This window comes from Streptomyces sp. NBC_01166, assembly GCF_045039765.1.
GTDB lineage: Bacteria > Actinomycetota > Actinomycetes > Streptomycetales > Streptomycetaceae > Streptomyces.
On sequence record NZ_CP108613.1, the window covers coordinates 611,689 to 632,742 of the forward strand.

Consider the following 21,054-nt stretch of genomic DNA (forward strand, 5'->3'; position numbering starts at 1 on the left):
GGGCGCCGCGTTCGTGCACGACCTGGTGCTGGTGCCGCTGTACTCGGCGGCGGACCGGGCCCTTCGGATCCCCTTCACCAGGCGGCCGTCGCTGGTGAACTTCGTACGCGTGCCGCTGCTCCTTTCCGGGCTGCTCCTGCTGATGTGGTTCCCTCTGATCACGCGTCACGCGGAGCGTTACGAGCCCGCGAGCGGGATGTCCCCTGACAGGTTCCTGGGGAACTGGCTACTGATCACGGCCGCGCTGTTCTCCGTGTCTGCGCTCTCGCTGGTCGTACGGACCGTCGTGGCGCGGCGCAGGGCGAGGAACGGACGGCCGTCGGCCTCCCACTGATCGACGGGCTTCCAGCCCTCCGACCGGGCGTACGCGAGCAGCGCGGACACCCCGGCACGGGCCCAGAGGAAGTGGGCCGCGCCGGCGCGCCCCCGGCCGTCGTCGATGCGTACCTGGACCTGCTCGTCCACGTCATGGGGTGCGGCTTCCGTGATGAGCAGTCCGCCCGGCGCAAGCACTGCGGCGACCCGGCGGAGCAGGGCCCGGGGGGCACCGCCGATCCCGATGTTGCCGTCGATGAGCAGAGCCGTCCCCCAGCGGCCTTCGCCTGGCAGCGGCTCGAAAACGCTGCGGCGGAGCGCCGATCCTCCGATCCGCTGGGTGCGTCCGATGGCGGCCTCGCTCACATCGATGCCCAGCGCGCGGTGTCCGCGCGCGGCCAGCGCTGCCACCAGCCGTCCGGGCCCGCATCCGATGTCGATGACCGGTCCCTCGCTCCGGCGGAGCGCCGAGAGGTCGGCGGCGTCGGCGTCCGCGCACCAACGTTCGATGTCCAGCGGCAGGAGCCACCCGTCCTTCCGCCGGAGGAAGAGCGGGCCGCGGCCCCGGGTCAGCGCCCGCGCGTACGGATCGGCCGCCCAGGGGGCGGACGACGGGCCGGCCGGCGGCAGCACCGTGCTCATCGGACCGCCGCCCCGCCCAGGCGGGTGAGGGCGTCGGCGAAGCGGCCGTGGGGCGCGGCGGCGGCGACGTGCAGCGCGTCCTCGGCGGTGTCCACGTCGCGCAGCGCCGGCAGGTCCCGTACGGCGAGACCCGCGCCGATCAGGCGCGCCCGCTGGATCTCACCGGTGTCGGGGCGGGACATCGGCACGCCCCGTACGAGGCCGGGGTCGGGCGCCGCCAGGCCCAGAGCCCAGAAGCCGCCGTCCTCGGCCGGCCCGAACCAGGCGTCGCAGCCGTCCCAGGCACCCGGGGAGAGCGCCGGTGCCAGCAGGGACGGGGTGATCTGCGGGGTGTCCATCCCGATCAGGAGGGCCGGCCCGCTACAGGTACCGAACGCCGCCGCGATGCGCTCGTCCAGGGCGCCCGCACTCTGCGGCAGCACGTCGTAGCCCCGTGGCAGCCAGGGTCCGGGACGCCCGTCGAGGACCAGGACCCGTCGCGAGGCGGGCAGGGTGAGCACGGTCCGCAGGGTGTCCTCGAGGGCCGCTGCGGCGAGCTCCGCGGCCTCGCCGGGGCTGAACGGCGGCGTGAGCCGGGTCTTGACCCGGCCGGGAACCGGCTCCTTCGCGATGACCAGCAGCGTCGTCGCCCCGGCAGGTGGCATCCGCGCACTCATCGGGACGCCTCCGCCGCGACGTTCCGCAGGGCCGGCGGCTGCGGCTGCCGCAGCACCGCACGCATGTCCCGCACCGCGTGCCAGGTGCCCCGCCAGGTGCCGGTGACCTTGGACTTCCCTGTCCGGGGCAGATACGGCACATCCGTCTCGGCGACGCGCAGCCCGGCGTCCGAGGCGCGCACCACCATCTGCAGCGGGTAGCCGCTGCGACGGTCCGTCAGGTCGAGTGCCAGCAGCGCCTCCCGGCGTACGGCCCGCATCGGCCCCAGGTCGTGCAGCCGGAGGCCGGTGCGACGACGGAGCATGCCGGACAGCGCCATGTTGCCCAGTCTGGCGTGCAGCGGCCAGGCACCGCGGGCCGCGGGGCGGCGCCTGCCGAGGAGAAGATCGCTCTCCCCCTCGGCGATCCGCCGGACGAAGCCGGGCAGCAGCGCCGGGTCGAGCGAACCGTCGCAGTCGCAGAAGCAGACGTACTCCGCCTCGGCGGCGAGCAGCCCGGCGTGGCAGGCGGAGCCGAAGCCGCGGCGCGGTTCGTGCACGACGGTCGCGCCGAGCGAGCGGGCGATGGCCGCCGAGCCGTCGGTGGACCCGTTGTCGACGACGATGGCCCGCCACCCGTCGGGAACGCGGGCCAGTACCCGGGGCAGGGCCTCGGCCTCGTCGAGGCAGGGCAGGACGATGTCGGCTCGGATGGGGTCGGCGGGATCCGCCGGTGCAGAGTCGGTCACGCTGATCACCCTACGGAGCGGAATCCGGCATTTCGGTCTTCAGGTTCTTACGAAACGTGGACGTCGACCGTGTGGCGGCCGGGGGCCCTCCGGACGGGCGGCCGGTGATGCCACAGTGGGCACCATGCAGAACATCTCCTCCCCTCCGGACCGCCGTGCCGAATCACCGAACGGCCGCGGGGACGGCGTGTCGCACGGCCGGGTCCTCGTCGTGGACGACGATCCGACGGTCGCGGAGGTCGCCGCAGGGTATCTGGGACGCGCGGGCTACGACGTCGAGCGGGCGGACGACGGACCGGCCGCACTGGAACGCTTCGCGGCTCTGCGCCCCGATCTGGTGGTGCTCGACCTGATGCTCCCCGGCATGGACGGCTTCGAGGTGTGCCGCCGTATGCGCGCGCAGGGGCCCGTGCCCGTCATCATGCTCACCGCGAGAGGGGACGAGGACGACAGGATCCTCGGCCTGGAGACCGGCGCGGACGACTACGTGACCAAGCCCTTCAGCCCACGTGAGCTCGTGCTGCGCGTGGACTCGGTGCTACGCCGGGGCCGGCGCACCGAGGCTGGCTCACCCACCCGGCTCGGCGGTGCCGGACTCCGCCTGGAGCCACTGGCCCGCCGTGCGACCCGTGACGGGAGGGATCTCGCTCTCACACTCCGGGAGTTCGATCTGCTCGCGTTCTTCCTGAGCCACCCTGGACAGGCCTTCGCCCGCGAGGAGCTGATGCGGGAGGTCTGGGGCTGGGACTTCGGCGACCTGTCGACGGTGACGGTCCATGTGCGCCGACTGCGCGGCAAGGTCGAGCGCGATCCCGCCCGTCCCACTCTGATCCAGACGGTGTGGGGCGTGGGTTACCGCATGGATCTGCCGGACGACGAGACTGCCGGGGACTGAGCGCATGACCGACCTGCTGCTCATCGCCCTCCTCGCCTTTCTCGGCGCCGCCGCCGCCGGACTGCTGGGCGCCCTGGCCCTGCGGCTGCTCCGGCACCGCCCCCTGGCGGTCTCCCTGACCGTCGTCGCGGCGGTTGCCGTCACGGCGATGCTGGCCGGGACCCTGACCGTGGCCTGGGCGATGTTCCTCTCCCCGCACGACCTGACGGTGGTGACGACCGTCGTCGCCATGGCCGCCGCCGTGTCCCTCGCGACGGCGATGCTGCTGGGCCGCTGGGTGGCCGCCAGGAGCCGGGACCTGACGCTGGCCGCCCGCGACTTCGGCGAAGGGGGCACGTTCGCGGCCCCGGAGGGGCAGGCCACCGCGGAACTCGCCGCGCTCACCCGCGAACTGGCGGCGACGAGCGCGAAGCTCGAAAGCTCCCGGGAGCGCGAGCGCGCCCTGGAGAGATCGCGCCGGGAACTCGTCGCCTGGATCTCGCACGATCTCCGGACCCCGCTGACCGGGCTGCGCGCCATGTCCGAGGCCCTGGAGGACGGCGTGGCCCCGGACTCCGGCCGCTACCTGCGGCAGATACGCCGGGAGGTGGAGCGCATGAACGACATGGTCGGTGATCTCTTCGAACTCTCCCGGATCCACGCCGGGTCGCTCACGCTGACCCCAACCCGGGTGTCCGCCCACGACCTCGTCGGCGACGCGCTCGCCGGGGCCCATCCGCTGGCCCGGGAACACGGGGTCCGCCTGGTCGGCGACCGGGTGGACGCCGTGCCCGTGGAGGTCGACAGCAAGGAGATGAGCCGGGTCCTGGGCAACCTCCTGATCAACGCGATCCGGCGCACCCCCGCCGACGGAACGGTCGCGGTGGCCGCACAGCGCTCACCCGACGGTCTCGTGCTCTCGGTGACCGACGGGTGCGGCGGGATCCCCGAGGAGGACCTCGCGCGCGTGTTCGACACGGGGTGGAGGGGCAACTCGGCCCGCACGCCGCCCGCGGGGGCCGGCCTCGGACTCGCCATCGTCCGTGGGATCGTCGAGGCGCACTCCGGCCGCGCGGACGTACGGAACGTGGCCGGTGGCTGCTGCTTCGAAGTCACCCTTCCTGCCGCATCGGGCTGAGCCACCCCCGGCCAGGTGTCACCGGCCCCCTTGCGCCCGCAGCGGCGCCGTGGCGAATTCCCGCATCCCTTCGCCGAATTCCGTCTCCGGCTTCCAGCCGAGCTCGTCGCGGAGGCGGCGCGAGTCCGCGGTCACATGGCGGACGTCCCCGAGCCGGTACTCACCGGTGACGACGGGGGCCGGGCCGCCATGGGCCACGGACAGCGCGCGGGCCATCTCGCCGATGGTCCGCGGTGTGCCGCTTCCCGTGTTGTAGGCGTCGAAGGTACCCGGCTCGCGCTCCCCCAGCGCCGTGAGCGCCACGGCGTTGGCCGCCGCCACGTCCCGTACGTGCACGAAGTCGCGCCGCTGGCCGCCGTCCTCGAACACCCGGGGGGCCTCGCCCCGGGCCAGGGCCGAGCGGAAGAAGGACGCGACACCGGCGTAGGGGGTGTCTCTCGGCATCCCCGGGCCGTACACGTTGTGGTAGCGCAGCGCGACGGCCCGCCCGCCCGTCGCGCGGGTCCAGGCGGCGGCGAGGTGTTCCTGCGCGAGCTTGGTCGCGGCGTAGACGTTGCGGGGGTCGCCGGCTGCCTCCTCCGTGACCAGACCGGGGACCAGTTCCGCGCCGCAGGCCGGACAGCGCGGCTCGAACCGTCCGGCGTCGAGGTCGGCGACCGCCCTGGGGCCCGGTCTGACGGAGCCGTGCCGGGGGCAGTCGTAGCGCCCTTCCCCGTAGACCACCATCGAGCCGGCGAGCACCAGGTCCCGGACCCCGGCCGCCGCCATCCCTGCGAGCAGCACGGCGGTGCCGAGGTCGTTGCACCCCACGTACTCCGGGGCGTCCGCGAAGTCCTTGCCGAGGCCGACCATCGCCGCCTGGTGGCAGACGGCGTCGACCCCGGAGAGCGCTGCGGCCACCGCGTCCCGGTCCCGTACGTCCGCGACGATCGTCCGCACACCCGGCGGCGGGGGGTGGCCGCCCGCGGGGGTCCCGGCCCCGGCCGGTCCGTGCGCGGAGGGGAGCAGTGCGTCGAGGATCACCGGCTCGTGCCCGCCGGAGGCGAGAGTCCGGACAATGTACGACCCGATGAACCCGGCTCCGCCGGTGACCAGTACACGCATGGCCGCCACGCTAGGCCGCCCGGAGACGGGAAAGGCGGTGCGGCACGCCCACGTCACCGGACCGTAAGACCCTGGGTGTCGGGAGACGCGCGGACGGCCGCCGACGACTCGGTGACACGTCCCCCGACGCGTCGCTTCCCGATCACACGGGTCTCTTCGATACTGGGTGCCGTACGCACCTGACCAGTGGACCGGATTCACACCGACGGCCGGTCAGCATCACCGGCCTGCCGTTGCTCTCCCAGGAGGAACCGTTGCGCATGCTCATCAACGTGCCGGAGACCGTCGTCGCGGACGGACTCCGCGGAATGGCCGCCGCCCATCCGGAACTCGTCGTGGACCCCGAGAACCGTCTCGTGGTCCGGCGCGACGCCCCGGTGGCCGGGAAGGTGGGGCTGGTGTCCGGCGGGGGGTCCGGGCACGAGCCGCTGCACGCGGGGTTCGTCGGGCCCGGGATGCTGTCGGCCGCGTGCCCCGGGGAGGTGTTCACCTCGCCGGTGCCCGATCAGATGGTGCGGGCGGCGACCGCGGTCGACAGCGGCGCCGGGGTGCTGTTCGTCGTGAAGAACTACACGGGGGACGTGCTGAACTTCGACATGGCCGCCGAGCTCGCCGAGGACGAAGGCGTCCAGGTGGCCCGGGTCCTCGTCGACGACGACGTGGCCGTGTCCGACAGCACCTTCACGGCGGGGCGGCGGGGCACGGGGGCGACGCTGTTCGTCGAGAAGCTCGCCGGCGCCCTCGCCGACGAGGGTGCGCCGCTGGAGCGGGTGGAGGCCATGGCCCGGCGGGTGAACGAGTCCTCGCGGAGCTTCGGGGTGGCGCTCAGCTCCGTCACCACCCCGGCGAAGGGCACCCCGACCTTCGATCTCCCTCCGGGTGAACTGGAGTTGGGGATCGGCATCCACGGCGAGCCCGGCCGGGAACGCCGCCCGATGATGACCTCCGGGGAGATCGCCGACGTCGCTGTCCACGCCGTGCTGGAGGATCTGCGGCCCAGCGGCCCCGTGCTGGTGCTGGTCAACGGGATGGGCGCGACACCGCTGCTGGAGCTGTACGGGTTCAATGCCGAGGTACAGCGGGTGCTGTCGGAGCGGGGCGTGGCGGTGGCTCGTACGCTGGTGGGCAACTACGTGACGTCGCTCGACATGGCAGGCTGTTCGGTGACGCTCTGCCAGGTGGACGAGGAGATGGTGCGGCTCTGGGACGCGCCGGTACAGACGCCCGCGCTCCGCTGGGGCCGGTGAACGACTTTCCACTGTGTGTGAGGAACAGGAGATCTTGTGCTCGACACCGATTTCTTCCGTCGCTGGATGGCCGCCACCGCGGCTGCCGTCGACCGTGAGTCGGACCGGCTGACCGAGCTCGACGCCGCGATCGGGGACGCCGATCACGGGAGCAACATGCGGCGCGGTTTCGCGGCGGTGTGCGACGTCCTCGACAAGGAGGCCCCCGCGGCGCCCGGGGCCGTGCTGACGCTGGCCGGCCGCCATCTGATCTCCACGGTCGGCGGGGCGTCGGGGCCGCTGTACGGAACTCTCCTGCGCCGTACCGGGAAGACGCTGGGTGACGCGACGGAGGTGACTCCGGCTCAGCTGGCGGAGGCCCTCGGGGCGGGCGTGGCCGCGGTGGCCCAGCTCGGCGGGGCGCAGGCGGGTGACAAGACGATGCTCGACGCGCTGCTCCCGGCCGTCGAGGTGCTGGGCTCCTCGTTCGAGGAGGCCCGCGACGCGGCGCTGGCCGGTGCTCTGGCGACCGTGCCGCTCCGGGCGCGCAAGGGCAGAGCCAGCTATCTGGGCGAGCGCAGCATCGGGCACCAGGATCCGGGGGCCGCCTCTGCGGCGCTGCTCGTCGGGGCGCTCGTCGAGGCCGCGGAACCGAGCGCCGGGGGCGGCGCATGAGCGACGCGCAGCAGGTCGGGATCGTTCTCGTCTCGCACAGCGGACCGGTGGCGGAGGCCGTCGTCGAGCTGGCCAGGGGGCTCGCGGCCGGGGGCGCGACGGCACCGGTGGCGGCGGCCGGGGGCACCTCGGCCGGAGGCCTCGGGACGAGTTCGGAGCTGATCGCCGAGGCGGCGAGGACGGTCGACAGGGGTGTCGGGGTCGCGTTGCTCGTGGACCTCGGGAGCGCGGTGCTCACCGTGAAGTCCATGCTGGCGGAGGGCGACGAACTGCCCGACGGGGCACGGCTGGTGGACGCGCCGTTCGTGGAGGGCGCGGTCGCCGCGCTGGTGACGGCGTCGGCGGGGGGCGATCTCGACACCGTGGAGGCGGCGGCCACGGACGCCTACGGCTACCGGAAGGCATGAGGAAAGCTGCGCCGGCGCCCCCGTAGGGAGGAGCGCCGGCGCAGGTCCGGCAGCCGGGCTCAGGTCACCGTGCGGAACGCGCCGTCGACCGCTCGGCACCGGCTGTGTCGACGGCCGAGGAGAAGGAGGTGACGGCGAGGCCGGCTCCGCCCTGCCACGGCTCGAACCCGGCCTGGACGCTGGTGAGATACCAGGAGGGCTGCGCCATGCCGCGGGTGACGGTCTCGTCGACGAAGTCCATGACGTCGAAGCTCCAGCTCGCGATCGCGGAGGGGGCCACGAACGAGATCACGTCGTTGCCGCCGTTGTTGCCCGTCCACACCTCCCAGTCGCGTCCGGCGACCGTGGCGGAACCGGTCCGCGAGCCCACCGGCTGGACGGGGCCCACCCGGTTGAACCAGATCATGATCTCGGTGCGGTTGACGCCGTCCGTACGGGGCGTGGGGTCGAGCCAGATGTCGTAGGCGGCGTCGTAGACCGCGTTGTCGACGTACTTGTACGTGATGCTGGTCGGCGCGCCGCTGACCGAGCTGAGCTGGGCCGGAAGCTTCGTCCCGGGTGAACAGTTCGTGTAGTGGCAGCCGTTGAAGACGGAGGGGTACGACTTCGGCGCCCCGTCGGTCGGCACCGAGCCCTCGGCCCGGGTCACCTCGAAGCCGTTCGCCGTCACGTTGACGCACTGCTCCTCGGCGATGCCCCAGCGGTTGTTCTGCACCACGTACCGGCCCTGGACGACGGCCGAACCGTACTGCTCGCAGAGCAGGGTGTCGGCGTGCGCGGGTGCGGCCGCGATGGCGAGGGCCGCGCACGAGGCCAGTGCCGCGCATGACGCGCCGGCTTTGGTGCCTACGGACCGGAGAAAGCGGATGGGGCTCTTCATGATGTCCCTTCGGTAGGGCCGAGTCGCCCGGGACGACCCGGCAGGGCCGGGCTGGGAGCGCTCCCACTCCATTCCAGCGTGGAACCTATGGGGCTGGTGTGATTCTTCGCAAGGCTCAGTCACCACCAAATGCCAACACCCTGTGCGCGCCGGAGCACCACAAGGAAACACCGCACGGCTCCCGGGCCAGGGCGGGGAGCCGTGCGGTGGCGTGGAGCTCGACGGAACGTCAGGCGGCGGGCGCCTCCACCCCGGCCGCGATCCGGATCTGTACCTGCCGGGTGACGCCGTTGACGGTCACGGCGAGCGTGACGGTGCCCGGCCGGAGGGCGGTGAGCGTGCCCGTGGAGGGATCCAGCGTCGCGATGTGGCGTCGGCGGGCGTCGTCCGCGTCCCCGACGCGGACGTTCGGCGAACCGGTCCAGTCCGCGCTGAGCGGGAAGGCCACGGGCACGGTCCGCGTGCCCTGGGTGATGTGCGCACTCACCTTCGTCCGCTCCCCCGCGACGAGCGTGGAGGGGGCGTCGAGGGTCAGCGCGTCCACGTGCGCGCGCGTCTGCGCGGAGACCCAGTCGGGCCCGCCCCGCCACGGCCGGTGGCGGACCGCCGACTGTTCGCCGGGCGAGACGCGGTCGGCACCGATCAGGGACCAGCCGGTGAAACCGCCCTCGTCCGCGGGGCCTGCCGGCGACTTGCCGGAGTTCCCGTTGACCAGGTACGGGACCCCGTCCACGTGCGAGGCGTGGAAGACCCCGACGTGGCTGCCGATGAGGGCCGCCCCCTTGCCGGTCGTACGCCGGAAGTCCGCGAGCCACCGTTCGACGAGGGCGGCTTCCTTGCGGTCGCTCAGCTGGCTTCCCTTCTGCACGGTCGGGTCGCGCGGGGGCACGTGCTCGATCAGCATCACGGATCCCACGGACCGGTCCTTCGCCGCCGCGTCCAACTGGGCGCGCACCTCCTTGATCTGGGCGAAGCCACCGCCGCGCAGGCTGAGACTCGACGTGTCGAGCGTGAGGAACCTGGTCCCCTTGTGGTCGAACGTCCGCCGGGCCGGGCCGAATTGGGCGATGAAGTTGTCGATCTTCCCGCCCATCACCTCGTGGTTGCCCGGTACGTAGTACCAGGGCAGCGAGTCGCCGAGCTCCTCGTCGAGGACCTGGCGTGCGAAGGCGAGGTCGGCGGGCGACCCCTCGTCGACGAGGTCGCCGTTGACGACCAGGAAGTCGGGCCGCGCCGCCTTGATCTCGCGCAGGGTTCGACGGGCCTGCTGGACGATGGCGCTGTCCGGCTCACGCGCGACGAACTGGGCGTCCGACATCACCGCGAACTGCCAGTCCCGGGCTTCGGTGACGGCCGCGGGGTCGATCAACGGGTCTGCCGCCCGCGGCTGCTCGGGCAGTTCGACGGTGGGCGGCACCTGGGCGGTCAGGCCGTCGATGACGATCTCGCCGGTGTACTGCCTGGCCGCGGCGGTCTCCGCCAGGTAGAAGCGGGACACGGAGAGCGGCATCGCGGCGCCGGCCGGCACGTCGAAGGTGACCTGCCGCCAGCCGGTCCAGGTGATGTACGGCCCCCGTAGCAGCTGGTCGGAGCCTGCGGCGTCCTTGAGGTGCAAGGTCGGCCAGGCGCCGTTGCCGTCTCCCTTGATCCAGAGCGTGTACGCCTGCGGCTGGCCCGGCACGACGACCGGCTGCGGCGGGGCGGCGTAGGCGGCGCGTGTCGCCGTCGAGCGGGTGAAGTCGTAGGTGAGCCGGAGGCCGGTGCCGGTGTGCCCGTCCGGCGTCGCGGCGAGCGAGCCCTCCGCGCGGGCCTGGCTGAACTTCCAGGAAGCGGCGTCCTCGAAGTCCGACACGGTCTGCTCCGTGAGACCGACGCTCACCGCGAGGACCGTGCTGACGCCCGCCACGGTGGCCCTGATCTGTCCCGCTCCGGAGCCGGTGAGTGACCTCACCGTGAAGGACCCGCGGCCGTCGTCGTCGACGGCGAACAGCGTGTGGTCGTAGTCGAGGGTGATGTCCCCCGGCTCGACGGGAGCACTCGTGCCGTGGGCGTCGAGTCCTACGATGCCGAAGACGCCTGTGGCCTCCTTGTCCGCCAGGCCTACACGCCCGGTGGTGGGACGGATCCGGGCCAGCCGGTCGAGGACGGTGAGCCGGGTCACGCCGTGGGCGCCCGCCCGTTCCGCCCGGACGTCGGTCGTGCCGCCTCGGCGTGCGGTGAACGTGCCCCGGGCGTCGACGCTGCCGACCGTCCCGTCGACGGCACGCCAGCGCGGTACACCTGCCGCGGGTCCGTACGTCTCGTCGTATCCGGCCGCGGTGAGCCGGCGGGTCAGGCCGGGGAAGACCCGCTCGGGGTGACCGCCGGCGACCGGGTCGTCGCCGGGCGCGGCGCCGGCCGGCGTACGGGTCTCGACCCAGAACCCTTCGAGCCGCCCGCTGCCGTCGGGGGCGGTCAGGGCGAGGCCGTTGGGGACGGTGCGCTCACTGCCGTCGGACGGGCTGTTCTCCACCTGGAGCGCGTCGCTGCCCGGCTCGCGGGCGACGAGCGTCGATGAACCTCCGCCGTCGAGGTTCAGAGCGCTGTACGAGCCTGCCCTGCGCATCATCTCGCCCAGCTCGGTGAGGGTGACACCGCCGCTGTCGGTCTGCCGGCCGTCGACGGTGATGACCTGCATGGTCCGGCCGTCCTCGGAGAACCCGACAGCGGTGCGGGGCGCCGCGGTGTTGTTGCCCTCGCCGTCGTGGTTCTGCGCCGCCCCGTCGACGACGAGCAGCTCCCGGCCGCCCACGGCGGTGCGTGGCACGGCTCCGCTGTCGGTGCGTGCCCGGTAGGCGATGCCGGCCGGGTCGCCGGGCTCCAGCGCGGTCAGCAGGGCGGCCCCGGCCTCACGGCCGACGAGGACCACCGTGTGCTCGGGCACGGGTCCCGATCCCGGGGTGTCCGACACCGAGACGACCTTGCCGTCACGCACGGCCACTTCGGCGACGGGCAGCGCGTCGTCGACGGTCAGCGCGCGGTCGGCGCTGCCCCAGGCGGAGGTGTAGGCACCCACGCCCTGGGCCGGTACGTTCGCGGCGTTGTACGCGGCCAGTGGGTGCGCTCCCGAGGGGAGGGTCAGCGTGCCGTCGAAGTACAGCTCCAGGATCCGGCCCGCGTTCTGCGGCCCGATACCCACCGCGCGGTTGACGCCAGGGGCCGGGGAGTGGACCGTTCGGCCGTCCTGGACCCCGGGGCCCTGGGGCGCTCCGGTCTGGTTGATGTCGAAGAAGTCCGCGTTGATCGCGGCGACGGTACGGCGGCCCGGCCCCGGATCGTGCCCGGCCGCGAGCTCGGAGACCGTACGCCGGTCCGCGACCTTGCCCGAGGAGAGGTAGTCGGCGCGCACTCCGCTGCCGTCCAGGTCGACGGAGAGGGTGTCGACCCGCAGCCACTTGTCGGACTCGAGCCGGTCGTACGAGCTCAGACGTACGCCGGGGGCGACGGGGCGGGCGGCACGGGCGGTCTCGATGCCGTCGCCGTCCACGACGGATCTCGCCTCGCCGGACGGGCCGCTCGCGGGCGGAGGCGCGACGGGTCTGAGGATCTCGGCGGTGGTGTGCGGGCGGGGGTCCGGGGTGGAGTCGGCTGCCGCGGGTGCGACGGCCCCGAGCGTCGTCGCCGCCACGGTCGCCAGCAGCACGAACGGCCGCAGGGCGCTGCGGAAGGTGCCAAGGCCCACAAATCCTCCTGGTGCAGAGCGGATTACGCGTGGAAAGCGCTGTCGGCGGACAGCATGACGGCGCTCGGTGGGACGCACCAGAGGACAACGGGGACATCAGGAGGAACAGGACGCGGCGAAGGGGTGACCCCGGGAGGCCCCGCGTCGCGCCAACGGCGGGTCTCCGGACCGGTGGCCTTCCGCCCCACCGCCCCCCACACTTGACGACATGTCGACAGTCAAGCGCAGCGCGGGACTTCTGCTCTTCCGGATCGTCGCGGGCGACGACGGCCGGCCGGACGCCGAGGTCCTGATCGGCCATATGGGCGGACCCTTCTGGGCCCGTCGCGAGTCTGCGGCCTGGTCCATCCCCAAGGGCGAGTACGAAGCCGACGAGGAACCCGCCGCTGCCGCGCGCCGGGAGTTCGAGGAGGAACTCGGACTGCCCCTCCCCGACGGCGCCTGGGTGCCGCTGGGAGAGACTCGCCAGTCCGGTGGCAAGACCGTGACCGTGTGGGCCGTGGAGGCCGAGCTGGACCCTGACGAGGCGACCCCGGGCACGTTCACCATGGAGTGGCCGAGGGGGTCCGGTGTGCTGCGGGAGTTCCCGGAGATGGACAGATTCGCCTGGTGCGCACCGGACGAGGCCCTCGAGCGGCTGGTGGCGGGCCAGCGGGTCTTCGTGGAACGGTTGCGTGCCCACGTACGCGAGGGCCGCGCCCACAGGGGCGTGACCTAGGGTCTTTCGTTTGGAGGTCTCGGTGCGCTGGACGTCGAGGCGGTCAGCGGTCCTGCTGACCGGCGGCGCGCAGGTGAGCGATGCCCGCGTCGAGGGCGGCCTCCAGGTGGGTGGAGGCACCCGTGATCATGAGGATCAGCACGCCGCCCTGGATGCCGGCCAGCAGGGCCGCTGCCTCCCGGTCGGCATCCAGGCCAGGGGCGGTCCCGCCCTCGGCCTGCAGATGGCGGATACCCGCGGCGAGCTGCCGCTGCCACCGGTCGAGCAGTTCGCCGGCCACGGCCCCGGTGGCCTCCGTGGCCCCGCCGATCTGGGCGAGGGCGGTGTGCAGGGGGCAGTCGCTGCCCTGGGTGCGGTAGCGCGCGAGGACCTTCTCGCGCCACCGGTCCCAGGCGTCCCAGGACGTGAGGGATCCGAGCTCCGGCTGCTGGTCCTCGATCACCCGGTCGGCCTCGTGCCGGGCCACGGCCAGGAGCAGGTCGTCCTTTCCACCGGGGAAGTAGTGGAAGAGCTGGCTCTTGCTGGTCGCGGTGCGGGCCATGACGTCCTCCAGCCTCACCGCGAACACCCCCTGTTCGCGGATCTGCTCGGCGGCGCCCTCGACGATGCGCTGCCTGGTCGCGGCGCCCTTGCGGGTCAACGGCACGTGTCCTCCCGGAGCGGGATCGTCGGCGACCCGTTCAAGGGCCGGTGGGGCGGTCAGGGCAGCAGCAGCAGTTTGCCCGTGGTGCGGCGCGATTCCAGGTCGGCGTGGGCGCGGGCCGCGTCGGCGAGCGGGTAGCGGCCGGTGACCAGCGGGGTGAGCCGCCCGTCCATGAGCAGGTCGAACACCTCGCCGGTACGTCGCACCAGGGCGTCACGCGTGGCAACGTGGTGATGCACGACGGGGTAGGTCAGCAGGATGCTGTTGGGCAGATCGGTGGGCCTCAGGGTCGGTACGCCCATGAAGGGACCGTAATAGGCGTGCACACCGTGCGGGCGCAGGGTGAGCTGGGAGGAGCGAAAGGTGTCCGCACCGCCGCCGTCGTACACGACGTCGGCACCGCGGCCGCCGGCCAGTTCCCGGATCCGCTTCTCGAAGCCTCCGCCGGTGTGGACCAGGACGTGGTCGGCGCCCGCTTCCTTCGCGATGGGAGCCTTGTCCTCGCGGGAGACCAGCCCGATGACGTTCCCGCCGCGCGCCTTGATCATCTGGGTGAGCAGCCGGCCGACGCCGCCCGCCGCCGCGTGCACCACGGCCGTGTCACCCGGACCGACGGGATAGGTCTCGGTGCTCAGGTGGCTGGCGGTCAAGCCCTGCATCATCACGGCTGCGGCCGTCTCGTCGTCGATGCCGTCCGGCACCTTGACCAGCGAGTGCACCGGGACGGCAAGCAACTCGGCGTAGCTGCCCGGATGGTAGAACCAGGCCACCCGGTCACCGACGGCGAACTCCCGCGCCCCCTCGCCGAGAGCCGCGACGTACCCCATCCCCTCGACGCCGAGGACCGCCGGGGCCGCCCAGCCCGGCCCGCCCTCGGCCCGGGCGCCGACGTCCATGTAGTTCACGCCGGCCGCGCCCAGGCGCACCAGCACTTCGCCGGTTCCGGGGGCCGGGTCGGGCAGTTCGGTCCAGCGCATGACCTCGGGACCGCCGTGCTCCTCGATGCGGATCGCATGCATGGGTGACACCTTCCTGTGTGGGCTCGTCGCCCGGGGGAAACACTCAGCACGTTAGGGAGCCGAAAATGGACCGGCAAGTCCAGGAACCGTCCGTGCGGACGCGAGCCCGTCGACCGAGCCAAGCGGTCACCCCCGAGGTCTGTGCCGGAACCCGCTGCTCGCGCACAGAGCCATGGCTCCGGCCGCCGGACATCCGGTTCATTGACGGGAAGTCAGGCTGTGGCTAGCTTCGAGAGCACGCGCCGACCTGACTCCCTGGCGCGCGCCCGTCTCGTCGCGCCGCCAGTCCCCCACGTCCGATCGGCTCGGGAGCCTCGATGAACCTCAGCAGAACTGCCCTCGGCGTCTTCCTCGTCGTCATGACAACGTTATCCATCGGGATGGCCGCACCGGCGCCCGCCTCGGCGGTTCCCACTGCGCTGTGCAACAAGTACTGCGACGCCCGGGATCCGGGCCTGAGCCCTCAGGACCGGCAGCCGGTAACGGCCGCACTCTCGGGCCGCTCGGTCGTGCTGCACTTCGACGACACCGACGCCATGGGCTGGGCGTCCATCGACAACGGCGCCGCGGGCGACGAGGTCTGGCTCGACCGCAGCTTCGACGGCGGCCGCACCTGGGCCGACGGCAGCCGGCTCGGCAACACGACGGTCCCGTCCGGCCGGAGCGGCTGGCGGACCCAGATGTACAACGTGGACGACTGGAACACCCAGGGCGTCGGAGCTCTGCGGGCCTGCGGGCAGGCATCCGGTGCCATCGCGTGCACACCGTGGGCGCGGACCACCTGGAACGCCGGCGACCGGCGGACCGCGGCGGCCACCGCGCTGATGATGTCGTACGACCGCACCACCAAGCTGTTCGGCGGCAACGGGTGGTGGACCGGCGCCAACGCACTGACGGCGATCATCGACAATGCCCGGATCACCGGCATGGGCAGCTACACGTACGCCATCGCCCAGACGTACGACAAGAACATCGCCGCGCAGGGCGGGCAGTTCAGGAACGAGTACCTGGACGACACCGGCTGGTGGGGCCTGGCATGGGTCGCGGCGTACGACCTGACCGGCGACAGCCGCTACCTCGACACCGCCCGCGCCGACGCCGACCACATGTGGGCCAACTGGAACGGCACCTGCGGCGGCGGAGTGCGGTGGAACACCGGCGGCAACTACAAGAACGCGATCACCAACGAGCTGTTCCTCCAGCTCACCGCCGCCCTGCACAACCGCATCCCCGGCGACACCACGTATCTGGACCGGGCGAGGAGTGAGTGGTCGTGGTTCCGGAACAGCGGCATGATCAACAGCAGCAACATGATCAACGACGGTCTCAGCGACGCGTGCGCCAACAACGGCCAGCCGACGTGGACGTACAACCAGGGCGTGGTACTCGGCGGTCTGACCGAGCTGTACCGGGCCACCGGCGACTCCACCCTGCTGACCACCGCCCGCGCCCTGGCCGACGCCTCGACCGTACGGCTGCAGACCGACGGGGTCCCGCGCGAGCCGAGCGAGAGCGACGCCTGCACCGATGACGGCGCCAGCTTCAAGGGTGCCTACGTCCGCGGACTGGGCCGGCTCAACACCCAGCTCGGCGACCACCCGTACACCGGGACCCTGACGGGCTGGGCGAACACCGCGTACTCCCGCGACCGCAACCCCCTCGACCAGTACGGACCGCACTGGGCCGGCGGCTCCGGCACCACGGGCCACGGCTGCCAGCAGAGCGCCCTCGACCTCCTCAACGCGGCCGGCTGACGGTTCGGGCCCGGCGCAGGGTGGCCGGGCTTCCGGTCATGAATCCGGCCGTGGAGAAGCTCGCGGTGGGCTCTTCTGCCCACGGCCGTGGCGTCGGCCGCCCGCTCCGTCCCCTCACCGCTCTCGCGGGGGCACGCTCATCGCCAGGAGCGCGGTGTCGTCGTCGAGCCCCTCACCGAAGGAGTCCAGCAGTGCGGTGAGCGCCCTGACGGCACCGGGCGCCGAGGTGGGTGCGAGCGACCGCGCGAAGTCCAGGAGTGCTTCGTCGCCGTAGCGTTCATCCGGGTTCCGGGTACGGGCCTCGGTCAGGCCGTCGGTGTAGAGCAACAGGGTGTCACCGGGACGCAGGTCCAGGGTGGCGGTGGTGAACTGCGCGTCCGGTACGACCCCGACCAGCTGGCCGCCCGGGGTGGGCAGGTAGTCGGCGCTGCCGTCGGACCGCAGCAGCACGGCGGGAGGGTGGCCACCGCCGGCCAGGACGACATGGAATCCGGCGTCGTTCTCCTCGGGGGTGAGCAGGCCGAAGATCACGGTGCAGAAGAGTGGTTCGTCCTCCTGGACCTGGTGGTTGAGCGCGGTGTTGAGGTTGGCCAGGACCCTGGCCGGTACGGGATCGGAGACCGCCGCGGCTCGCAGGGTGTACCGCGCCAACGACGTCACCACGGCCGCGTCCGCCCCCTTGCCGCGCACGTCCCCCATGAAGAACCCCCAGCCTCCGGCGGCGAGCGGGAACAGATCGTAGAAGTCCCCGCCCACCTCGTCGGGGGATGCGAAGTGGTAGTGCGCGGCGGCTTCCATGCCCGGGACCGGTTCGATGGCCGGCGGGATCAGGGTGCGCTGCAGGGTGGTGGCGAGACGTTGCAGGCGTTCGCGGTCGTGCTCGGCCTCCTGCCGGGCCCGCAGGAGTTCACGCTCGTAGGTACGCCTGTCCCGGGCGTCGAGGAGGGTGGTGCGGATCAGGAGCGGTTCTCCGTGGTCGTCCCGCTTGACGGTGGAGGTGACCAGGACAGGCAGCCGGGTGCCGTCCGCGGCCCTGAGTTCCAGGGCGATGCCGTTGACCTCGCCCTGCATCCGCAGCAGCGGTGAGAAGTGCGTCTCGTGGTAGAGCCTGCCGCCGATGGTCAGCAGGTCGGAGAAGTGTCTGTGGCCCACCAGGTCCTCGCGACGGTGGCCGAGCCATTTCAGGAGCGTTCCGTTGACCTTGGCGATCCGCCCGTCCATCAGCGTGGAGAGGTAGCCGCACGGCGCGTTCTCGTACAGGTCCTCCACGCTGTCCTCCAGCAGAGCGGAGAACGCCGGCGATTCCTCGTCACGGCCTGCCGCCTGCCACGATCCGTCGGTCCCGTCGCCGCCCGGGTGCACGGTCACGACCCCTGCACGAAGGCGATGATCGCCTCGGCAGTCTCCTCGGGGGCACTCAGCTGGGGGCAGTGGCCCGTCGAGTCCAGAGTGACCAGCTCGCTGCCGGGGATCTGCGCGTGGACGAAGGCGCCCACCTCACGCGGGGCGATCGTGTCGCGCGCGCTCTCGGCGACGAGGGTCGGAACGGTCACCTCGGGGAGATCCGCCCGGTTGTCGGACAGGAAGGTGGCTCTCGCGAAGACCCGGGCGATCTCGGGGTCCGTCCGGCAGAAGCTGTTGGTCAGCTCCTCCCCCAGTTCGGGGCGCTCGGGGTTTCCCATGATCACCGGTGCCATGGTCGCGGACCAGCCGAGGTAGTTGCTGTCCAGTGACTCGAGCAGTTCGTCGATGTCCTGCTCGCTGAATCCGCCCCGGTAGTCGCCGTCGTCGATGTACGACGGCGAAGGGGTGAGGAGGACCAGTTTCTCGAAGAGCCCGGGCTCCTGCACGGCGGCGAGCACACCGATCATGGAACTGACCGAATGCCCGACGAAGGTGACGGGCCCGAGGTTGAGCTCCTGGCAGATGCCGATGACGTCCTGCGCGTAGCCGTCCAGGGTGGAGTACCGCTCGGCGCTCCAGGCCGACGCATCGGAACGGCCCGCCCCCACATGATCGAACAGGACCACCTGGAAGCGCTCCTCCAGCGCCGGCGCGACGAGACGCCAGAGATTCTGATCGCAGCCGAAACCGTGGGCGAGCATCACCACCGGGCCGCTCTTCCGGCCTGTCACCCGTACCCGGTTTCTCCTGCGCACGTCCATACGGACATCCTGACACCCCCTGCACCGCACGGCCTGGTCTGCCGGGCGACCGCCGTCCACCAGCGCGGATCACGATTCCCGGTGGCGGGCAGGCGGTGTCCGTCGCGCGTCTGCGTACCTACGTGCGCGAGCGGCACGCCCCCTCCGAGGCGTGGATTCCCGGGCCCGTCACCGCGCGGCCCGACCGGAGTTCCAGGCGTTCACCGGTGAAGCGGCCGCGGAAGGCCCGGTCGTGCGACACGACCACGACCGCGCCCGCGTACCGGTCGAGCGCGGCCTCCAGCTCCTCGACCAAGTCGAGCGCGATGTGGTTCGTCGGTTCGTCCAGGACCAGCAGGTCCGCCGGTCGGGTAACGAGCCGTGCCAGGGCGAGCCTGCGCTGCTGGCCGATGGAGAGGGCTGCCACGGGCACGGTCAGGTCTTCCGGACGGAAGAGGCCGAGGGCCAGGAGTGCGTCCTCGTACTCCTCGGGGAACCCCGGCCGGCCGGCGGCGAAGGTGGCGAGCAGGGTGCGGCGGGTCGGCCGCAGGGGGAGTTCCTGCGGGAGGTAGCCGATCCTGCCCCGGCGTCGGACCGCTCCGGCGTCCGGTGCGAGGTCACCGGCCAGGACGCGCAGAAGCGTTGTCTTCCCCGCGCCGTTGGGCCCGGTGACCAGGAGCCGCCGGCCCGGCTCGACGCGCAGGGAGGGCAGGTCCAGCCGATCGCCGACGAGGACCGCCTCCAGCTCGGCCAGGGGGGACGGGTTGCCGTCCCCGTCCACCGGGGAGCCGTCCCCACCGGCGAGAGCGAGGTCGGCGGTGAAGCGCAGCGGCCTTGGTGGCGCAGGTACGGGTGAGCGTCGCAGCGATTCGAGGCGGGTCCTGGCGGACCTGACCTGGCCCGACAGCTTGGCCTCGTGCGACCTGCGGTACTTGCCGAAGCCCTGCCCGGGGTCCTTGCCTGTCCCGGCGAGGCGCTGGCCGGCCGCGCTCACGAGTTCTTCGGTACGGGCCACTTCGGCCAGCCACTCCTGGTGATCCTGGGCCCGACGGCGCCGCCCGGCAGCCTTCGCCCTGCGGTAGCCGTCCCATCCGTCGCCGTACCGGGAGACGCTCCGCAGGTCGCGGTCGACCTCCAGGATGACGGTGGTGATCCGTTCGAGGAACGCCCGGTCGTGGGTGACGGCCACCACGGTGCCCCGGTGGGCGCGCAGGTGGTCCTCCAGCCAGGCGACGGCGGCCGCGTCGAGGTGGTTGGTGGGCTCGTCGAGGAGCAGGAGTTCCGGTTCCGCGGCCAGCACGCAGGCCAGGACCAGCCGGGACTGCTCACCGCCGGACAGCGTCCCGAGCGCGCGGCCCCGGGACAGGTGGCCCAGTCCGAGGCCGTGCAGTGCGGCGTCCGTCCGGGCGTCCGCCTGGTATCCGCCGCACTCCTCGTACGCCGTCAGCAGGTCCCCGTACGCGGCGAGCTGCGCGTCGGTGGGGTTCCCTTCGGACATCTGCTCCTCCGCCGCGCGGATCAGCCGCTCGAGGGCCCGGAGACCGGCGAGGGCCGCGTCGACGGCGTCCTGGACCGTGCTGCGGGGGTCGAAGGTGAGGATCTGGGCGAGATACCCGGTGCCGCCGGGGAAGCTGACGGTGATGTCACCGCTGTCCGGGGTCTCGGCTCCGGCCATCAGACGGAGCAGGGTGGACTTCCCGGAACCGTTCTCGCCGATGACGCCGGCCTTCTCCCCCGGCCGGACGGTGAGGGACACGAGGTCGAGGACGGTCCGGTCGCCGTATGCCTTCGAGACGTCGGTCATGGCCAGTTGGGCGCGGGGGTGCTGAAGAGACATGGGTGCTTTCCCTGAGATGACAGGTCCTCGGCAGCGCGCACATCGACGTCACGGACGGAAGCGCGCATGCGGGACAGGGTGTCGGACAGCGAAAGGACTGCGGCCGATGGCGTGACCGGGTAGGTCACGCGGCGACGGTCAGCGTCGCGCGGCGGCGTCCTGGCCGGGAATCAGAGAAAGAAGTAGTACGAACCCATGGCCCCCATTGTAATCATGGCGCGGCGGCCCCCGGTGGACCCGGAACCGCGGTCCACCGGGGGCCGGGCGGGGTCAGCCCGTCGACTCGTCCGGGGTGGGGTGTTCCGGGTGGACGCCGGCGTTGCGGGCGCCGCTGCGGCCCGAGCCGGCCTCGTCGGGGTCCGGCCTTTCGGCGTCGGAACCGGCTTCGTTCTCCGTCTCGGGGCGTTCCGCACCCGGCGGAAGGATCACGTCGAGGGCGTCCTCGCCCTCCTGCGCCTGCTGGTCGGGCATGTCGGCGGGTACCGGCGGCGGGCAGCCCGTCGCCCCCGTGTAGGCGGTTCCCTGGGGCCTGCGGTCGGTCATGTCGTCGCTCCCGTCTGTATGTGCCCATGC

General features: G+C 72.5%; 18 protein-coding genes and 1 pseudogene. 7 read left to right on the plus strand and 12 right to left on the minus strand.

Annotated features, from left to right (window positions below; genetic code table 11):
- Positions 1-177 precede the first annotated feature (177 nt).
- Genes OG379_RS03085 through OG379_RS03095 form a run of 3 tightly spaced genes read right to left on the minus strand, consistent with a single transcriptional unit; the run spans position 178 to position 2,341 of the window.
- Positions 178-957, minus strand: a complete 780-nt coding sequence (locus tag OG379_RS03085) for a class I SAM-dependent methyltransferase (protein WP_405658992.1) — start codon at positions 955-957, stop codon at positions 178-180.
- Positions 954-1,613 carry a DUF2064 domain-containing protein gene (locus tag OG379_RS03090; protein ID WP_405658995.1) on the minus strand — a complete coding sequence of 220 codons (660 nt, stop codon included), beginning with the start codon at positions 1,611-1,613 and terminating at the stop codon, positions 954-956. Before OG379_RS03090 ends, OG379_RS03085 begins: the two co-directional genes overlap by 4 nt.
- Positions 1,610-2,341 carry a glycosyltransferase family 2 protein gene (locus OG379_RS03095; RefSeq protein ID WP_405658997.1) on the minus strand — a complete coding sequence of 244 codons (732 nt, stop codon included), beginning with the start codon at positions 2,339-2,341 and terminating at the stop codon, positions 1,610-1,612. Before OG379_RS03095 ends, OG379_RS03090 begins: the two co-directional genes overlap by 4 nt.
- Positions 2,342-2,465: 124 nt before the next feature.
- On the opposite strand from OG379_RS03095, the gene OG379_RS03100 reads away from it, so the two are divergent.
- Together OG379_RS03100 and OG379_RS03105 are read left to right on the plus strand one after the other, a co-directional pair.
- Complete coding sequence (locus OG379_RS03100) at positions 2,466-3,236, plus strand: response regulator (protein ID WP_405658999.1); 771 nt, start codon at positions 2,466-2,468, stop codon at positions 3,234-3,236.
- A gap of 4 nt (positions 3,237-3,240) precedes the next feature.
- The gene (locus OG379_RS03105; protein ID WP_405659001.1) at positions 3,241-4,353 is read left to right on the plus strand and encodes a sensor histidine kinase; all 1,113 of its coding nucleotides are present in this window, start codon (positions 3,241-3,243) and stop codon (positions 4,351-4,353) included.
- 18 nt (positions 4,354-4,371) lie between these two features.
- On the opposite strand, the gene OG379_RS03110 is transcribed toward OG379_RS03105, so the two are convergent.
- The gene (locus OG379_RS03110; protein ID WP_405659003.1) at positions 4,372-5,457 is read right to left on the minus strand and encodes an NAD-dependent epimerase/dehydratase family protein; all 1,086 of its coding nucleotides are present in this window, start codon (positions 5,455-5,457) and stop codon (positions 4,372-4,374) included.
- Between the two features lie 254 nt (positions 5,458-5,711).
- Between OG379_RS03110 and dhaK the strand changes: the two genes are divergently transcribed.
- From dhaK to OG379_RS03125, 3 genes are read left to right on the plus strand one after another with little or no spacing between them, the layout of a single operon-like run.
- Positions 5,712-6,704, plus strand: a complete 993-nt coding sequence (gene dhaK / locus OG379_RS03115) for a dihydroxyacetone kinase subunit DhaK (protein WP_393754565.1) — start codon at positions 5,712-5,714, stop codon at positions 6,702-6,704.
- A 36-nt stretch (positions 6,705-6,740) separates the two neighbouring features.
- Entirely contained in the window at positions 6,741-7,358 is a 618-nt protein-coding gene (dhaL, locus tag OG379_RS03120; protein ID WP_393754569.1) for a dihydroxyacetone kinase subunit DhaL, read from the plus strand.
- Positions 7,355-7,765 carry a PTS-dependent dihydroxyacetone kinase phosphotransferase subunit DhaM gene (locus tag OG379_RS03125; protein WP_405659006.1) on the plus strand — a complete coding sequence of 137 codons (411 nt, stop codon included), beginning with the start codon at positions 7,355-7,357 and terminating at the stop codon, positions 7,763-7,765. Before dhaL ends, OG379_RS03125 begins: the two co-directional genes overlap by 4 nt.
- A gap of 97 nt (positions 7,766-7,862) precedes the next feature.
- On the opposite strand, the pseudogene OG379_RS03130 reads toward OG379_RS03125, so the two are convergent.
- Both OG379_RS03130 and OG379_RS03135 read right to left on the minus strand, forming a co-directional pair.
- A pseudogene (locus tag OG379_RS03130) lies at positions 7,863-8,645 on the minus strand (GH12 family glycosyl hydrolase domain-containing protein); the annotation flags it as partial.
- A gap of 229 nt (positions 8,646-8,874) precedes the next feature.
- Positions 8,875-12,366 carry a phosphodiester glycosidase family protein gene (locus OG379_RS03135; RefSeq protein WP_405659008.1) on the minus strand — a complete coding sequence of 1,164 codons (3,492 nt, stop codon included), beginning with the start codon at positions 12,364-12,366 and terminating at the stop codon, positions 8,875-8,877.
- A 208-nt stretch (positions 12,367-12,574) separates the two neighbouring features.
- Here OG379_RS03135 and OG379_RS03140 point away from each other — a divergent pair, with 208 nt between their 5' ends.
- Entirely contained in the window at positions 12,575-13,084 is a 510-nt protein-coding gene (locus OG379_RS03140) for an NUDIX domain-containing protein (RefSeq protein WP_405659010.1), read from the plus strand.
- Between the two features lie 43 nt (positions 13,085-13,127).
- On the opposite strand, the gene OG379_RS03145 is transcribed toward OG379_RS03140, so the two are convergent.
- Together OG379_RS03145 and OG379_RS03150 are read right to left on the minus strand one after the other, a co-directional pair.
- The gene (locus tag OG379_RS03145) at positions 13,128-13,730 is read right to left on the minus strand and encodes a TetR/AcrR family transcriptional regulator (RefSeq protein WP_405659012.1); all 603 of its coding nucleotides are present in this window, start codon (positions 13,728-13,730) and stop codon (positions 13,128-13,130) included.
- A gap of 53 nt (positions 13,731-13,783) precedes the next feature.
- Positions 13,784-14,746, minus strand: a complete 963-nt coding sequence (locus OG379_RS03150) for a quinone oxidoreductase family protein (RefSeq protein WP_405659014.1) — start codon at positions 14,744-14,746, stop codon at positions 13,784-13,786.
- 359 nt (positions 14,747-15,105) lie between these two features.
- On the opposite strand from OG379_RS03150, the gene OG379_RS03155 reads away from it, so the two are divergent.
- A complete protein-coding gene (locus tag OG379_RS03155) occupies positions 15,106-16,500 on the plus strand; it encodes a glycoside hydrolase family 76 protein (RefSeq protein WP_405668390.1) in 1,395 nt (464 codons plus the stop codon).
- Between the two features lie 114 nt (positions 16,501-16,614).
- Here OG379_RS03155 and OG379_RS03160 read toward each other — a convergent pair whose 3' ends face one another.
- The 4 genes from OG379_RS03160 to OG379_RS03175 all read right to left on the minus strand — a co-directional run bounded on the left by OG379_RS03160 (position 16,615) and on the right by OG379_RS03175 (position 21,024).
- Entirely contained in the window at positions 16,615-17,868 is a 1,254-nt protein-coding gene (locus OG379_RS03160) for a PP2C family protein-serine/threonine phosphatase (protein WP_405659016.1), read from the minus strand.
- A complete protein-coding gene (locus OG379_RS03165; protein ID WP_405659019.1) occupies positions 17,865-18,665 on the minus strand; it encodes an alpha/beta fold hydrolase in 801 nt (266 codons plus the stop codon). Before OG379_RS03165 ends, OG379_RS03160 begins: the two co-directional genes overlap by 4 nt.
- Before the next feature lie 118 nt (positions 18,666-18,783).
- Positions 18,784-20,481, minus strand: a complete 1,698-nt coding sequence (gene abc-f, locus OG379_RS03170) for a ribosomal protection-like ABC-F family protein (protein ID WP_405659022.1) — start codon at positions 20,479-20,481, stop codon at positions 18,784-18,786.
- Between the two features lie 270 nt (positions 20,482-20,751).
- Positions 20,752-21,024, minus strand: a complete 273-nt coding sequence (locus OG379_RS03175; RefSeq protein ID WP_393754588.1) for a hypothetical protein — start codon at positions 21,022-21,024, stop codon at positions 20,752-20,754.
- Positions 21,025-21,054: the final 30 nt, after the last annotated feature.

What these genes read in the sequence shown, in the direction of transcription:
- OG379_RS03085 (WP_405658992.1), bottom strand. Translation starts at nt 957, where the DNA reads ATGAGCACGGTGCTGCCGCCGGCCGGCCCGTCGTCCGCCCCCTGGGCG.
- OG379_RS03090 (WP_405658995.1), bottom strand. Translation starts at nt 1,613, where the DNA reads ATGAGTGCGCGGATGCCACCTGCCGGGGCGACGACGCTGCTGGTCATC.
- OG379_RS03100 (WP_405658999.1), top strand. Translation starts at nt 2,466, where the DNA reads ATGCAGAACATCTCCTCCCCTCCGGACCGCCGTGCCGAATCACCGAAC.
- OG379_RS03105 (WP_405659001.1), top strand. Translation starts at nt 3,241, where the DNA reads ATGACCGACCTGCTGCTCATCGCCCTCCTCGCCTTTCTCGGCGCCGCC.
- OG379_RS03110 (WP_405659003.1), bottom strand. Translation starts at nt 5,457, where the DNA reads ATGCGTGTACTGGTCACCGGCGGAGCCGGGTTCATCGGGTCGTACATT.
- OG379_RS03125 (WP_405659006.1), top strand. Translation starts at nt 7,355, where the DNA reads ATGAGCGACGCGCAGCAGGTCGGGATCGTTCTCGTCTCGCACAGCGGA.
- OG379_RS03140 (WP_405659010.1), top strand. Translation starts at nt 12,575, where the DNA reads ATGTCGACAGTCAAGCGCAGCGCGGGACTTCTGCTCTTCCGGATCGTC.
- OG379_RS03150 (WP_405659014.1), bottom strand. Translation starts at nt 14,746, where the DNA reads ATGCATGCGATCCGCATCGAGGAGCACGGCGGTCCCGAGGTCATGCGC.
- OG379_RS03155 (WP_405668390.1), top strand. Translation starts at nt 15,106, where the DNA reads ATGACAACGTTATCCATCGGGATGGCCGCACCGGCGCCCGCCTCGGCG.
- OG379_RS03165 (WP_405659019.1), bottom strand. Translation starts at nt 18,665, where the DNA reads ATGGACGTGCGCAGGAGAAACCGGGTACGGGTGACAGGCCGGAAGAGC.
- abc-f (WP_405659022.1), bottom strand. Translation starts at nt 20,481, where the DNA reads ATGTCTCTTCAGCACCCCCGCGCCCAACTGGCCATGACCGACGTCTCG.
- OG379_RS03175 (WP_393754588.1), bottom strand. Translation starts at nt 21,024, where the DNA reads ATGACCGACCGCAGGCCCCAGGGAACCGCCTACACGGGGGCGACGGGC.